Source organism: Streptomyces sp. NBC_01474, from assembly GCF_035918215.1.
In the GTDB taxonomy this organism is placed as follows: Bacteria; Actinomycetota; Actinomycetes; order Streptomycetales; family Streptomycetaceae; genus Streptomyces; species Streptomyces aureus.
Window position 1 is genome coordinate 6107967 of the sequence record NZ_CP109449.1, and the last position, 14776, is coordinate 6122742.

Sequence of the window (14776 nt, forward strand, 5' to 3'; positions counted from 1 at the left end):
TCGTTCGGATCAGGCCTGGCCTACTTGCCGAGGAACACCGGGTTCGTGAACGCCGTGAGCGCCCCCGGCAGGCCCGGGACCGTCGGCGCGTGCCGGACCTCGGCCCGTACATAGGCCGCGTACGACGCCGTCGTGCGCCACTCGGCCGTGCCCGACCCGGACTCGGGGAGCGCCGGCGACGTGAACAGCGTGCCCTGGTCCGTGACCACGTGGAGCGTGCAGCCCGGGGCGCCCTTGACCTCGAGGCGGACGGTGACCGGCGCGTCGGGGTCCACGGGGAGGCGCTCGCCGATGCCCGCGTGCTCACCGCGCGAGCCGGACGCCGTGAACGTCAGCTCGACGGACTTCGACTCGGCGACGTACGAGCGGCCCGCCTTGATGCCCGCCTGGATGGCCTCCCGGGTCAGGTCGTCGGCGAGGACCACCGTCTGCGGGCCGCCGATGCGGTCCGGGTCGCGGTGGGCGTCGCTGTTGCCCATCGCGGGGATCCACCGACGCGAACCCCGCGCGGACGCCACCAGCGTGTTGTCCCAGTCGGCCAGGGAGATCTCGTCGTCCGGCGTGTACGGGCCGTTCCACACCTCGACGGCGTCCGCCTCACCGAAGCCGAACTTCCAGTTGCAGCCGATGCAGGTGGCGTGCGGATGCGCCGGCACGACCAGGCCGCCGGCCCGGCGGACCTCGCGCGCGTACGTGCCGAAGCGGTTGTCGCGGGCGCGGTAGCGCCAGTCGACGAACGTGCCCGGGTCCGTGCCGAGCGCCACCACGTGCCCGTTACGGGTCGTGATCTCCTCGCCCAGCATGATGAGCAGGTCGTCGCCCGCCTGGTCGGCCCAGTGGGCGTGCGACGAGTGCGTGTTGTGGTCGGACGAGTTGATGAAGTCCAGGCCCGCCGCGCGCGCGAGCGCCGCGATCTCGGCGGGCGTGCGCCTGCCGTCCGAGAACCACGAGTGGATGTGGCAGTCCCCGCGGTACCAGGCACGGCCCCGGCCCTTGGCGCGCGAGGGCGGGTACACCGGGCGAGGCGTCTGACTCTGCTCGCCGTACGTGAGCGTGACGGTCAGCTCGTACGGGAGGCCCTCGGGCGCCACCGTGTACGGGCCGAGCGCGATGTGCCAGGTGCCCGCGCGGACCGGCCCGGGGATGTAGCCGGGCGTCGCGTCGTCCGCCCGTACGAAGAACTCGGTGCGCGCGCCGCCCGACCAGCCGCGGAAGCCCTTCCCGCCGAGCTCGGTGCCCCGTTCGTCGAACACCCCGATGTCCAGGGCGTTGTTCTGCGTGCCGGCCGGGACGGTCGCCTTCGTGTAGGTGTACGCGACGTGGATCTCGCGGACCCCGCGCGGCACCTCGACCGGCACGTACACGAAGTCGGGCGCGCCGGGCGGCAGCGTCCCCCTCACGGTCTTCGTAGCCTTCGTTCCGTCCGCCGGTGTGCGGCCGTCGGCCGCGCTCGCGAAGCTCACACTGCTCAACGTAAGCGCGGTGGCCGCTCCCGTCACGAACAGCGCGCGTCTGCCCATGCCGGTCGTGGTGTGGTCGTCCTCGCACATGCTGCGGCTCCCAGGGTCCTGTGACGTTCCGTCTGTGACGTGGGTGGTGCATGCAACTCTGGTATTGAGCCGTGAACTCCCCTGTAAGGGAAGGGGATCGGAGTCTTACGTCTGTCCGCCCGGGGAGTCCATGGACTCCTGAGGGGCGGGCCGGTAGTAATGCCCCATGCGGATCTCGACCACGATTTTCCTGACCGACGAGACCATCACGCCCGTGCGGCTCGCGCGTGAACTGGAACAACGCGGGTTCGCCGGGCTGTATCTGCCCGAGCACACACACATTCCGGTGGAGCGGGCGACGCAGTATCCGGCCGGGGGTGACCTGCCCGCCGAGTACGGCCGAACCCTCGACCCGTTCGTCGCGCTCGGGCAGGCCGCCGCCGTCACCGAGCGGCTCGGGCTCGGCACCGGCATCACGCTGATCGCCCAGCACGACCCCATCGACCTGGCGAAGCAGATCGCCACCCTCGACCACCTCTCCGGCGGCCGTTTCACGCTCGGTCTCGGCTTCGGCTGGAACGTCGAGGAGGCCGCCGACCACGGCGTCGAATGGCGCACGCGGCGCGAGCTCGGCTGGGAGCGGATGGGCCTCATGCGGGCCCTGTGGGCGCAGGAACCGACCGCGTACGACGGGGAGTTCGGAGTGTCGGTGCGGGCCAGCCACGCCTACCCGAAGCCGGTGGGCGGCGCGCCCCGCACGCTGATCGGGGGAGCGGCGGGCCCGAAGCTGTTCGCGCACATCACCGAGTACGCCGACGGCTGGCTGCCCATCGGCGGGCGCGGCCTGACCGAGTCGATGCCCGTGCTGCGGGCCGGCTGGGAGGAGGCGGGCCGCGACCCGGCGGACCTGCACGTCGTCCCGTACGCGGTCCTGCCGAGCCCGGGCAAGCTCGCGCACTACGCGGAGCTCGGCATCGACGAGGTCGTCCTCCAACTGCCCCCGGCGGACGAGACATCGGTCCTCAAGATCCTCGACGAGTACGAGCAGTACCTGTAAGGGGCGGCGCGGGGCGCAGGTGAAACGTGTACGTCGCGTGATCCCACGCACGTCAGCGCGGCGCAGACGTCGTCGGTGGGCGCTCGTATCCTCGGGAGCATGACTGATCCGGAGGCTGTACGACCCACTGCCAACGCGATGCGCCGCGCGTTGAAGCGGTCCCGCGACGGCGTTGCCCTCGACACGGCCGAGGCGGCGGTCCTGCTCCAGGCCCGCGGCGACGACCTGCGGGACCTGACGGCGTCCGCCGCGCGCGTGCGCGACGCGGGCCTGAAGGCCGCGGGCCGCCCGGGCGTCATCACCTACTCGAAGAAGGTTTTCATCCCGCTGACCCGGCTGTGCCGGGACAAATGCCACTACTGCACGTTCGTGACCGTCCCCGGCAAGCTGCGCCGGGACGGCCACGGGATGTACCTGTCGCCGGACGAGGTCCTCGACATCGCCCGCCGCGGCGCCGAGATGGGCTGCAAGGAGGCGCTGTTCACGCTCGGCGACCGGCCCGAGGACCGCTGGCCCGAGGCCCGCGAGTGGCTGGACGCGCACGGGTACGACGACACGCTCGCCTATGTGCGCGCCATGGCGATCCGGGTCCTGGAGGAGACCGGACTGCTCCCGCACCTCAACCCCGGTGTCATGACATGGACCGATCTCCAGCGCCTCAAGCCGGTCGCGCCGTCCATGGGCATGATGCTGGAGACGACGGCGACGCGCCTGTGGTCCGAGCCGGGCGGCCCGCACCACGGCTCGCCCGACAAGGAACCCGCCGTCCGCCTGCGGGTCCTGGAGGACGCGGGCCGGTCGAACGTCCCGTTCACCACCGGCGTCCTCATCGGCATCGGCGAGTCCTACGAGGAGCGCGCCGACTCCCTCTTCCAGCTGCGCCGCATCCAGCGCAGCTACCACGGCATCCAGGAAGTCATCGTCCAGAACTTCCGGGCCAAGCCGGACACGGCGATGCGCGGCATGCCGGACGCCGAGCTGGAGGAGCTCGCCGCGTGCATCGCGGTCGCCCGCCACATCCTCGGCCCCTCCGCCCGCATCCAGGCCCCGCCGAACCTGGTCGACGAGGAGTACGCGCTCCTGATCGGCGCCGGCATCGACGACTGGGGCGGGGTGTCGCCGCTGACCCCGGACCACGTGAACCCCGAGCGCCCCTGGCCGCACATCGACGAGCTCGCCGCGAAGACGGGCGAAGCGGGCTTCGAGCTGCGCGAACGCCTCACGATCTACCCGGAGTTCATCGAGCGCGGCGAGCCGTGGCTCGACCCGCGTCTCCTGCCGCACGTGCGGGCCCTCGCCTCCGCCGACACCGGCCTCGCCGACGAGGACGCGCGCCCCGAGGGCCTGCCCTGGCAGGAGCCCGACGAGGGGTTCACCGCCACCGGCCGCACGGACCTGCACCGCACCATCGACACGACGGGCCGCACGTCCGACCGGCGTGACGACTTCGACGACGTGTACGGCGACTGGGAGGCGCTGCGTGAGCAGGCCGCGCCCGGCATGGTCCCGCAGCGCATCGACGGCGACGTGCGCGCCGCGCTCGCGACGGCGGCCGACGACCCGACGAAGCTCACCGACGACGAGGCGCTCGCCCTGCTGCACGCGGACGGCCCGGCGCTCGACGCCCTCTGCCGCGTCGCGGACGACATCCGCAAGACGGTCAACGGCGACGACGTCACGTACATCGTCACGAGGAACATCAACTTCACGAACGTCTGCTACACCGGCTGCCGCTTCTGCGCCTTCGCGCAGCGCCGCACGGACGCGGACGCGTACACGCTCTCGCTCTCCCAGGTCGCCGACCGGGCCGAGCAGGCGTGGGACGTGGGCGCGGTCGAGGTGTGCATGCAGGGCGGCATCCACCCCGACCTGCCGGGCACGGCCTACTTCGACATCGCGAAGGCGGTGAAGGAGCGCGTCCCCGGCATGCATGTGCACGCGTTCTCCCCGATGGAGGTGGTGAACGGCGCGACGCGCACGGGCATGTCGATCCGGGACTGGCTCACCGCGGCGAAGGAGGCCGGCCTCGACTCCATCCCCGGCACGGCGGCCGAGATCCTCGACGACGAGGTCCGCTGGGTCCTCACCAAGGGCAAGCTCCCCACGGCGACGTGGACCGAGGTCATCACGACGGCCCACGAGCTGGGCATCCGCTCGTCGTCGACGATGATGTACGGGCATGTGGACCAGCCCCGCCACTGGCTCGGCCACTTCCGCACGCTGGCCGGCATCCAGCAGGCCGCCCTGTCCAAAAACGTGGGCGGCTTCACGGAGTTCGTGACGCTCCCGTTCATCCACACCAACGCGCCGGTCTATCTGGCGGGCATCGCGCGTCCGGGCCCGACGACCCGCGACAACAGGGCCGTCACCGCCATGGCGCGCGTCCTCCTGCATCCCCACATCCCGAACATCCAGACGAGCTGGGTCAAGCTGGGCACGGAGGGCGCCGCGGAGATGCTGCGCTCGGGGGCGAACGACCTGGGCGGCACGCTGATGGAGGAGACCATCTCCCGGATGGCGGGCTCCAGTTACGGCTCGTACCGCTCCATCAAGGACCTCGTCACGATCGCGGAGGAAGCGGGCCGCCCGGCGAAGCCGCGCACGACGCTGTACGGGGAGGTCCCGCTGGAGCGGCAGCACGCGGCGACGGCCTCCGACGGCCACCTGCCGGAACTGCTGCCGGTGCTGGGGGACTGAGCGGGATCATGCGCGAGGGGGTGGGTGAACCCATGGGCTCACCCACCCCCGTCCGTCAGTGTCCGATGAGGTCCTGCCCCAACTGGGCGTTCTTCTCGGGGACATGGACGGCGGCCGCGCCGAACGACGTGATGCCGCTCGTGGTGAGCCCGCCGGTGGCCCCGCGCAGCACCCAGGCGGCGCCGGAGTCGGTGTACGTGCCGTCCTCCAGGGGAGCGGTGGCCGTCAGGTCGGCCTTGCCGTCGCCGTTCAGGTCGGACAGGAGGACCTTCTGGCCGAAGCCGTCGCCCTTCTCCGAGGCGCCGGGCACCGCGGTCGTGGACTGGTTGAAGGCCTGCGAGCCCGTGCCGGACAGGCCGCCGCGGCCGCCCTTGAGCAGGACGACGCTGCCGGCGCCCTTGATGGTGCCGATGGCCTCGCCGGGCACGCCGACGGCGATGTCCGCGTAACCGTCGCCGTTCACGTCACCGGCGGAGAGGTCGGTGCCGAACATGTCGCCGCTCTCGCCGACCCCGGGCACGCCGGCCGTGTCCTGCGTGATGGTCTTCGTGCGGGTCGTGGACGGCCCGTCCGCGGTCCCGTACATGACGAGGACGGTGCCCTTCTCGTACGGGATGTCCTCGTAGTTGTCGCCGATGTCGTGGACGACGAGGTCGCCGTACCCGTCACCGTCGACGTCACCGACGGTGCCGCGGAACGACGACGTCAGCGACTTCGCGGTGTGGCTGACACCGGACTTGCCGCCCTTCCAGAACTTGCTGGCGTACGCGGACTCCTCGAAGCCGTGGCTCGTCACGATGTCGTCGGCGCCGTCCCCGGTCATGTCGCCGACGACGATGTCGGCGGGCCCGAAGGTCTGGCTCGTGGCGATGGAGTCCTGGCTCGCCGGCTTGCCGCTCGCGCGGTCGAAGGGGCCGTAGGAGATGGTCATCCCGGCGGCGTCGTCGTCCGGGTCGTCGCTGCGAGGGTAGTCGTCGGTGACGAGGTCGCGGTGCCCGTCGCCGTTGAAGTCGCCGACGGCGAACATCCCGGTCGACGTGGGCAGCGCGACACTGCCCTGCCCGCTCAGCCCGGCGGCCGAACCCCACAGCACGACGCTCGGCGCGCCGCCGAGCCCGGCGACGACGAGGTCGGTGTACGAGTCCCCGTCGAGGTCCCCGCTGGTGACGCGCTCCCCGAAGTAACCGCCCTCCTCGGCGGCCCCGGGTATCCCGGTGGTGGAGCGGGTGAGGACCTTGGCGTGTGCGATGTCCGGCCCGTTCTTCCCGCCGTAGACCACGGAGACGGCCCCGGCGTTCTCCTTGCCGGACACGGTCGCGCCCGGCGCCCCGAGCACGAGGTCCTGGTACCCGTCGTGATTGAAGTCGGTGGCGGGGACGCGAGGCGGAACGGGTGTGGCAGCGGCGGCGGTACCGGCGGCGGATACGAGGCCGAGCGGCACGGCGAGCGCGGTGACGGCGAGAGCTGTGACGAGTGTGCGGCGCACTGTTCCCATCCTTCTTGGTGTCCTGTGGGGGTGTTCTTGGTTACGTGGAGAAAGACGGGCCGCCGAAGGAAAACGTTGTACGCGCCCCGGAGTACGTACGTCCCAAGCCTGTAACAGGGCCTGCGGAGGCCCTCGTTCGGGATGTGCGTCCCGAACGGGCGCCTGAACACAGAGGGGCGTCCGTCAGCCGACCGGCAGGTCCTCGCGAAGGTCGCGTACGTCGCGGTGGCCGAGGGCCTTGTCCAGGTAGCGGTCGAACGTGCCGTAGCGGCTCGTCACGTCCTGGAAGCCCGAGTTCAGGTACTCGGGGCGGACGTCCGGCATCGGCTTGTACACGGCGGCCTGCGCGAGCGGCATCGCGGCGAGCGCCGCCGCGTTCTCCTTCGCGCGGTACGTGTTGCCGGCCAGGTAGTCGTCCATCACCGTGTCGCGCGGCATGGTGATGGCGGTCAGGAGCGTGGCGTCGGGTGGCCGTCGAGCGACGGCGCGCCGCGGGTTCCCGGGCCGCGTCCCGGGACATCGTCCGGTTTGCGGAAGAAAAGCGGGTGAATTGATCTCAAGGGCGACTTCGCCTGTGCCGCTTCGGCTCTCAACCGTGTACGCCCCGTCGATTACAGTGCTGCGCAGTCGTCGCACGCGTAACGAGACCCGGAGGGGAGAGCTCCCCGTGGCAGCCTCACTGACCCCCCAGCAGGGGGGACCCTCATCGGCCGTATGGGGCCGCGCCGAGCAGCAGGATTTCCGCAGCCGGGTCCGCGGCACGCTCATCGGGGCCGCGCTCGGCGACGCCCTCGGGGCGCCGCTCGCCGAGCTCTCCCTCGAGGAGGTCAGGGCCGCGCACGGTCCGCAGGGACTGACGGACCTCGCTCCCGCGTACGGGCGCCGAGGCGCAGTCACCGCCGCGACCCAGCAGGCCCTCTTCACGGTGGACGGCCTGATAAGGGCGCAGGTGCGGCGCGACACGGGCGCCTGGCATCCCCCGACCGACGTGCACCGCGCCTATCTCCGCTGGGCGGCGACCCAGCGTGACTGGGGCCCGGACGAGCGGCGCAAGGAGGACGGCTGGCTGGCCCGCGAGGAGTGGCTGTACTCGCGCCGCGGCCCGTCCCGCGACTGCCTCCTCGGACTCGGCAACGACGTCATGGGGACCCTGGACAAGCCGAAGAACGTGGCCGCCGCCGGATCCGCGGCGGCCGCCCGCTCGGCCCCGTTCGGGCTGCTCGTCGGCTGGGAGCCGCAGCTCGTCTTCCAGCTCGCCGCCGAGTGCGCGGTCCAGACGCACGGCGCCCCCGCGGCCTACCTCTGCGCGGGTGCGTACGCGGTCGTGGTGCACGGACTCGCGCGAGGCGAGAGCCTGGACGGCGCGGTGCAGCGCGTCCTCGTCCTGCTGGCCGCGCGCCCGGGGCACCAGCCGGTCACGGACGCGCTCAAGCACGCGCTCGGCGCGGTCCGCCAGGGCATGCCGTCGGCCGCCCGCGTCGACGAACTCGTGGGTGACGGGCTCGCGGAGGGCGTGCTCGCCGTGGCGGTGTACTGCGCCCTCGTGGGCGAGGACATACGGCACGGACTGTGTCTCGCGGTGAACCACGGCGGCCCGTCCGAGGCGACCGGCGCGCTGTGCGGGGGCCTGCTCGGCGCGCTGCACGGGGAGACCGCGCTGCCGCCGGGCTGGGTGACCGAGCTGGAGGGCCGCCCCACGGTCCTGGAGCTCGCCGACGACTTCGCGATGGAGATGACGCAGGGGCCCGCCCTGCACAGCCCCGCGGCCTCGTCGCCGGGGTGGCTGGCCCGCTATCCGCGGGCGTGAAAGCCGAAGCGCCGGACAGGCTGTGATCAGCCCGCCCGGCGCCCGGTGAGGAACAAGCGTTACGAGAGCCGGCCGGGCGGCTGCGAGCCGACCGCCCCGTCCTGCGGCTCCGCCGGCGCGGGAACCGCCGCCGCCCCGGTGGACCCGTCGTCGTCCGTGTTGATGCGCTCGATGAGCGCGTCCCGCTCCGGGGTGTCCTCCGGCTTGAGGTAGCCGATGAGGATGTAGAGCACGAGCGAGACGGCCAGCGGGATCGACACCTGGTACTCGAGCGGCACCCCGCCCTCGACGTTCCAGCTGATCGGGTAGTTGACCAGCCAGAAGGCGAGCAGACCCGCGGCCCAGCTGGTGAGCGCCGCCGTGGGGCCGGACTTGCGGAAGGTGCGCAGCAGACCCAGCATCATCGGGATCGCGATCGGACCCATCAGGCCCGCGACCCACTTGATGACGACGGTGATGATGTCCTTGAACGTGGGCGAGTTGACCTGGGTGGCCACCGCCATGGACAGACCGAGGAAGATCACCGTGGTGAGGCGGGCGGCGAGCAGCCCCTTGTTCCCGACCCACTGCTCCTTCGCCTTCTCCGAGACCGCGGGCGCCACGTCACGGGTGAAGACGGCGGCGATGGCGTTCGCGTCGGAGGAGCACATGGCCATCGTGTGCGAGAAGAAGCCGACGATGACCAGGCCCAACAGGCCGTGCGGCAGAAGCTGTTCGGTCATCAGGCCGTACGAGTCCGAACCGTCCGGCTTCTGCGCGTGCACCAGGAGCGGCGACACCCACATGGGGAAGAAGAGGACGACGGGCCAGACCAGCCACAGGATCGCCGAGAGGCGGGCCGAGCGCGTGGCCTCGCGGGCGGAGCCGGTGGCCATGTAGCGCTGGGCCTGGTTGAGCATGCCGCCGTTGTACTCGAAGAGCTTGATGAAGAGGAACGCCAGCAGGAACACCGTGCCGTACGGGCCGACGAGCGGCTTGCCGTGGCCCGCGAGCTCGGGCTCGTCCCAGACGCCGAAGATGCCCCCGAACGGGCCGAGCTTGGAGACGACGGCGACGAACATGGCGACACCGGCGATGAGCTGGATGATGAACTGCCCCAGCTCGGTCAGCGCGTCGGCCCACAGTCCGCCGATGGTGCAGTAGATCGCCGTGATGACGCCGGTGATCAGGATGCCCTGGTTGATGGAGATGCCGGTGAAGACGGACAACAGGGTGGCGATGGCGGCCCACTTGGCGGCCACGTCCACGATCTTCAGGAGCATGCCGGACCAGGCGAGGGCCTGCTGGGTGCCCAGGTTGTAACGGTTCTTGAGGTATTCGAGCGGCGACGCCACGTGCAGCCGTGACCGCAGCCGGTTGACACGCGGCGCGAACAGCTTCGCGCCGATGGCGATGCCGAGCGCGATCGGGAACGACCACGTGACGAAGGACGTCACGCCGTAGGTGTACGCGATGCCGGCGTATCCGGTGAACATGACGGCGCTGTAGCCGGACATGTGGTGCGAGATGCCGGACAGCCACCAGGGCATCTTGCCGCCGGCGGTGAAGAAGTCGGAGACGTTGTCCACGCGTTTGTGGGACCAGACGCCGATCGCGATCATCACGCCGAAATAGCCGATGAGCACGGCCCAGTCGAGACTGTTCATTGAGCCCCCTCCAGGGGTCTGGTCCTACTTATGAACGCCGTTCATGGTGTGGGGAGCCGAAGGGCCAGGACAACGCACCGGAGGGTCAAGGGACAGTAAAATCGTTCTACTTATTGACCTGTGTTCATGTCTATGAATTGAGATGGGGGCAAAAAGGACCGCACGGCGGTGGGCGCCGTGCGGTCGGATCCTGGCTTGTGGTGCGGAACTACCGCATCAGCTCACCCGCGTTGACCAGAAGCGACTGGCCGGTGATGGCCCGCGCCCGGTCGGAGGCGAGGAACACGGCGGCGTCCGCCACGTCCCCGTCCGTGGCCAGTTCGGGCAGCGCCATCCGCTCGGTGAGCCGCCCCAGGACCTCGTCCTGCGACACGCCCTCGGTGTGCGCGGTGAACTGGACGTACGCCTCGACCGGCGGCCCCCACATCCAGCCGGGCAGCACGGTGTTGACCCGGATGCGGTGCGGGCCGAGCTCGCGGGCCATGGAGTACATGGCCGAGGTCAGCGCGCCCTTCGAGGCCGCGTACGCCGCCTGCCACACCTGGGAGGGCGCGGCGACGGCCGACTGTGTGCCGATGACGACGACGGAGCCGCCGCCCTCCTTGAGCGCGGGCAGGCAGGCCCGGGTCATGCGCAGCGTGCCCAGCAGGTTCACGTCGATGACCTGCTGCCACGTCGAGAAGTCCGCGTCCTCCAGGCCGCCGAAGTAGCTGTCCCAGGCGGCGACATGGACCACGGCGTCGACCCCGCCGAACCGCTCGCGCGCGAGCCCCGCGAGCGCCTCGCACTGGCTCTCGTCGGTGATGTCCGTCGCCGCGTACGCGGTGTGCGTACCGTCCGGGTCGATCTGGGCGGCCGACTTGGCGAGGTTCGCCTCCGTGCGCGCGCCCAGCACGGCGTTGCCGCCGTCGCGCACCACGGCCGCGGCGACCTGGTGGCCGAGCCCGGCCCCGACCCCCGACACGACCACTGTCTTTCCGTTCAGGAGCATCCGGTCGCCTCCCGGCTATGGCAGTTCTTCTGACGGGGCGTCAGAGTAGGCCCGTCCGGTGGAGGAAGGAAGGGGAGCGTCGTGAGCGAGGACACGAGGAGTGAGGTGTACGCGGAGCTGGCATCGGTCGGCCCGTACGGGGTGCGCCCCGGGCACGCCCTGATCACCATGGTCGAGCCGCACCCCGGCCATGAGTACGCGTACAACCGCTGGTACGAGGACGACCACTACTACGCCGGCGCGATGGCGATGCCCTGGATGAACTCGGGGCGCCGCTGGGTGGCCACGCGCGAACTCCAGCTTCTGCGCTACCCGGAGAAGTCGGCGGTCGCGCAGCCGGTCACCGCGGGCTGCTACATCTCCACGTACTGGATCACCGACGGCCGCTACGACGACCACATGAAGTGGACCGTCGGCATCAACAAGCGGCTCAACCGGGACGGGCGCGTCTATCAGGACCGCACGCACGTCTTCACCGCGTTCCAGGACCACGCGGCGACCGTGTACCGGGACGGGGCGGCCGGACCGCGCGACTACCACGCCCTCGACCACCCCTACCGGGGTCTGGTCGTGGAGGTCATCGACGCCGAAGGACCCGAGCGGCGCGACGAGTTGCTGGAGTGGCTGCGCTCGCGGCACCTGCCGAAGCGGCTGGCCGGCTCACCGGCGGCGATGGTCACGGTCTTCCGCCCGACGCCGCTGCCGGGCGACCGGATGTCGTACGTGAAGCAGGTCGAGGGCGTCGACACCCGCCTCACCCTGCTGTGGTTCCTGGAGGCGGACCCGGCCCTCTGCTGGGAGGACCACTTCACGGGTCTGGACGCGGCCGTTCACGAGTCGGGCCTCGGCCGCGTCGAGCTGGTGGCGCCGTTCATCCCGACGATCCCCGGCACCGACACGTACGTGGACCGGCTGCGCGGGTGATCCGGTGAAAAAGCCGAGCCCCCTCGGCCAGGACGGCGGGCCAGTCGAGAGGGCTCTTTCAGTACCGCTGTGGTGCTCTGTTGGTGCCGAAATGGTGCTGTGATGCTGAGTTGGTGCTGGGCTGTGATGGGGAGCTCTCCGATGCCTCAGGCGGCGTCGAAGGCGCCCCGGCCGACCTCGGTCACGAAGGAGTTCCATGAATCGGGGGCGAAGCCGATCGAGGGCCCCTCGGGGGCCTTCGAGTCCCGCACCGCGATCGCGGCCAGGAGGGGGGACTTGACCTCGACGCACGCGCCGTTCCCCGTCGAATAGGAGGACTTGGTCCAGGAATTCGTGCCGCCCTGCTGAATTGCCATTTTTTGCTCCGGTCTAGCCAGTGGTCGAATTGCTGCCACCGCTCCTGTGAAGCGGTTTGCGCCAACGTGGTACTTGATGGCGTGATCGACGCTACTCGCCAACATCGGTGCGCGAAGAGGCCGTTCACTCGACCGGATGGCATATTCCAGCGGGTCTTCCGCCCCGCCGCGGCGAAGGTGTACCGTGCGGCACTTTTCTCGCGCGGGGCGGATTCTGTCCCTCTGGACCGCCTAGGGGCCCCCTCTGCGGCGCCCTAGAGGGCTTCCTGGAGCGCGTAATCCTGGGCGATCTTCGCGATGAACTGTCGGGATTGTTCCACATTCAGCGCCTGTGCCCGCAGATGCTCGTACATCACGCTGTACTTCTGTACATCGTTGGCCTTTTCCAGGTAGAGATCACTGGTGACGCCCTCGATGTAGACGACGCTCGAATCCGCGGCGTCCGGGAACTCCAGAATCGCGTACTGGCCGTTCAGGCCCGGGTGTGCGCCCATGTCGAACGGAATGACCTGCACGGTCACATGGGGCAGCTGCGACTGCTCGACCAGGTGCTCCAGCTGCTCGCGCATGACGGCGCGGCTGCCGACGACGCGGCGCAGCGCCGACTCGTCGAGCACGGTCCACAGCCGCAGCGGGTTGTCCGGGGCCGCGATGCGCTCCTGGCGGCGGAGGCGGACCTGGACCCGCTTGTCGATGTCGGTCGGCATGGTCTCCGGGAGCGCGCCCGTGATCAGTGTCTCCGCGTACGCCCGGGTCTGCAGCAGACCGGGCACGACCTGCGGATCGTAGACGCGCAGGCTCGCCGCATCCGTCTCCAGCCCGATGTAGACGCTGTACGGGATGTCGCCGAAGGAGTGCCACCAGCCCTGCTGGCGGGAGTCCTTGGCCATTTGCATGAGCGAGTCGACGATGCGGTGGTCCTCGACCTCGTAGACCCCGCACAGGTCGCGGACGTCGCGCTGGCTGATGCTGCGCCGCCCGTTCTCGAGCCTGCTGATCTTCGACTGTGAGACCAGGAGCCGCTCTGCCACCTCTTCGGCGGTCATGCCTTTGAGCTCGCGGAGCCGGCGCAGCTCCTGGCCCAACCGGCGTCGCCTGACGGTGGGATTGACATTGGACGCCACGGGACGTGCACCTCCGGCTGCGTGCCTCTGTGATTCTTTGCGTATCTTGCGAATCTGCTGCTCAGCAGATTGCCACCCTGGGCTTCATACCGCTGGGAAACGGCGGATATGCGCAGCGGACACGACAGTTGGGCGTGCGGCCGGACGTGCGGGCGGACTTGGGGCGGCGTGGCCGGACATGCGGCCGCGCGGGGCGCCGGTCCGTGTCGTCGTCCCGACGTCCGGATCCGGCACCCCGCGCGGCTCAGCGGCTCCCGGACCGGTCTTTGGGGACTGCGGTGCGGCGCTGTTGCGGTGCGGGCTGTTCAGTTGGTGCGGTGCTCAGTGCGCCACGGCGCGGGCCATCGGCCCGTGATGCGGCTGCATCGGAACCCTGCCGGGCTCCGGCGCTCCCCTGCCCGGCGGGGCCGGGCTGCGGCGTGGCTGAGCGGCCACACCGTTCTGGACGTCCATCACGGCGTGCGCCACGAGGCCGCCCATGGGGTCGTGCCTGATCAGGTCCCGCAGCCGGGAGCGGGACGATCGTCCCTCGTTCCCCGGATACAGGTGCTTGCCGAGTCCGACCGCGTGGGCCAGTGCGGCGAGCGCCGCGGTCCGTGGGTCCGGCGGTACGCCGGTACGGATCGCGGTGTCCAGCCGGGACTTGATCTCCCGGCTGATGGCCGTCTCCGTCGCCTGGTAGCGAGTCGTCGGCAGCACCCCGCACATCTGGCCGGCCACGGCATGGACCATGCCGCACCTTTCCAGATGAGAGAGATACGTCTGGCGCAACCCCAGTCGGGGCCCGCCGATCCAGTGCACCGCGCGTACCGGGGTGCCGCGCCTTCGCAGCAACTCCAGTGCGCAGTCCAAAGTCGGATCTCCGGTCGGCCGTGGTGCCACCACGGCGATACGATCCCCGTCTGGGGCTATCCGTCCGGCCAGCGCCAGCTCTACTAGCTGTGCTCCGGCCAGACCTAGGTCGAGCGACTGCGGCTGCGCTGTGGTACCCGTGGCCGGGTCCAGAGCGAGCAGCAGAAGCTCCTCCGGAATTGTTCTGCGGCTCCTGCCCATCCATGCCTCCCCGCGTGGATGAATGACAGGGTGACCCCTCTCACATTGGTCTGTCGAGGGTGCGTGGGTGCTTTGTGCGGGAACCAGTAGGTATGTCGTTCTCGTCTACCACCTGGGTGAAGCCCCCACACAGGACACTGGTACA

Annotated in this window: 12 protein-coding genes; 4 read left to right on the forward strand and 8 right to left on the reverse strand. The window is 70.5% G+C overall.

Translation table 11 applies throughout. From position 1 onward, the window contains the following. Nucleotides 1-20 precede the first annotated feature (20 nt). Nucleotides 21-1550: a CehA/McbA family metallohydrolase gene (locus tag OG758_RS28100; RefSeq protein WP_326712495.1), complete on the reverse strand. Its 1530-nt coding sequence runs from the start codon at nucleotides 1548-1550 to the stop codon at nucleotides 21-23. Between the two features lie 166 nt (nucleotides 1551-1716). Here OG758_RS28100 and OG758_RS28105 point away from each other — a divergent pair, with 166 nt between their 5' ends. Then, complete coding sequence (locus OG758_RS28105) at nucleotides 1717-2547, forward strand: LLM class F420-dependent oxidoreductase (RefSeq protein ID WP_326712496.1); 831 nt, start codon at nucleotides 1717-1719, stop codon at nucleotides 2545-2547. Nucleotides 2548-2646: 99 nt separating this feature from the next. Further along, nucleotides 2647-5244, forward strand: a complete 2598-nt coding sequence (locus tag OG758_RS28110) for a bifunctional FO biosynthesis protein CofGH (RefSeq protein WP_326712497.1) — start codon at nucleotides 2647-2649, stop codon at nucleotides 5242-5244. Between the two features lie 55 nt (nucleotides 5245-5299). Here OG758_RS28110 and OG758_RS28115 read toward each other — a convergent pair whose 3' ends face one another. Continuing rightward, on the reverse strand, nucleotides 5300-6739 hold the full coding sequence (locus OG758_RS28115) for an FG-GAP-like repeat-containing protein (RefSeq protein WP_326712498.1): 1440 nt from the start codon (nucleotides 6737-6739) through the stop codon (nucleotides 5300-5302). Nucleotides 6740-6913: 174 nt separating this feature from the next. Next, on the reverse strand, nucleotides 6914-7498 hold the full coding sequence (locus OG758_RS28120) for a tyrosine-protein phosphatase (protein ID WP_326712499.1): 585 nt from the start codon (nucleotides 7496-7498) through the stop codon (nucleotides 6914-6916). On the opposite strand from OG758_RS28120, the gene OG758_RS28125 reads away from it, so the two are divergent. Beyond that, entirely contained in the window at nucleotides 7398-8537 is a 1140-nt protein-coding gene (locus OG758_RS28125; protein WP_326712500.1) for an ADP-ribosylglycohydrolase family protein, read from the forward strand. The genes OG758_RS28120 and OG758_RS28125 overlap by 101 nt on opposite strands. Before the next feature lie 59 nt (nucleotides 8538-8596). On the opposite strand, the gene OG758_RS28130 is transcribed toward OG758_RS28125, so the two are convergent. After that, on the reverse strand, nucleotides 8597-10183 hold the full coding sequence (locus tag OG758_RS28130; protein WP_326712501.1) for a sodium:solute symporter family protein: 1587 nt from the start codon (nucleotides 10181-10183) through the stop codon (nucleotides 8597-8599). 208 nt (nucleotides 10184-10391) lie between these two features. Then, nucleotides 10392-11174, reverse strand: a complete 783-nt coding sequence (locus tag OG758_RS28135) for an SDR family oxidoreductase (RefSeq protein WP_326712502.1) — start codon at nucleotides 11172-11174, stop codon at nucleotides 10392-10394. A gap of 81 nt (nucleotides 11175-11255) precedes the next feature. Here OG758_RS28135 and OG758_RS28140 point away from each other — a divergent pair, with 81 nt between their 5' ends. Continuing rightward, complete coding sequence (locus OG758_RS28140; protein WP_326712503.1) at nucleotides 11256-12098, forward strand: hypothetical protein; 843 nt, start codon at nucleotides 11256-11258, stop codon at nucleotides 12096-12098. A gap of 146 nt (nucleotides 12099-12244) precedes the next feature. Here OG758_RS28140 and OG758_RS28145 read toward each other — a convergent pair whose 3' ends face one another. The 3 genes from OG758_RS28145 to OG758_RS28155 all read right to left on the reverse strand — a co-directional run bounded on the left by OG758_RS28145 (nucleotide 12245) and on the right by OG758_RS28155 (nucleotide 14631). Beyond that, nucleotides 12245-12454, reverse strand: coding sequence for a DUF397 domain-containing protein (locus OG758_RS28145; RefSeq protein ID WP_326712504.1), 210 nt, complete (start codon nucleotides 12452-12454; stop codon nucleotides 12245-12247). 254 nt (nucleotides 12455-12708) lie between these two features. Then, entirely contained in the window at nucleotides 12709-13578 is an 870-nt protein-coding gene (locus tag OG758_RS28150; protein ID WP_326712505.1) for a helix-turn-helix domain-containing protein, read from the reverse strand. Between the two features lie 321 nt (nucleotides 13579-13899). Further along, a complete protein-coding gene (locus OG758_RS28155) occupies nucleotides 13900-14631 on the reverse strand; it encodes a GOLPH3/VPS74 family protein (RefSeq protein ID WP_326712506.1) in 732 nt (243 codons plus the stop codon). Nucleotides 14632-14776: the final 145 nt, after the last annotated feature.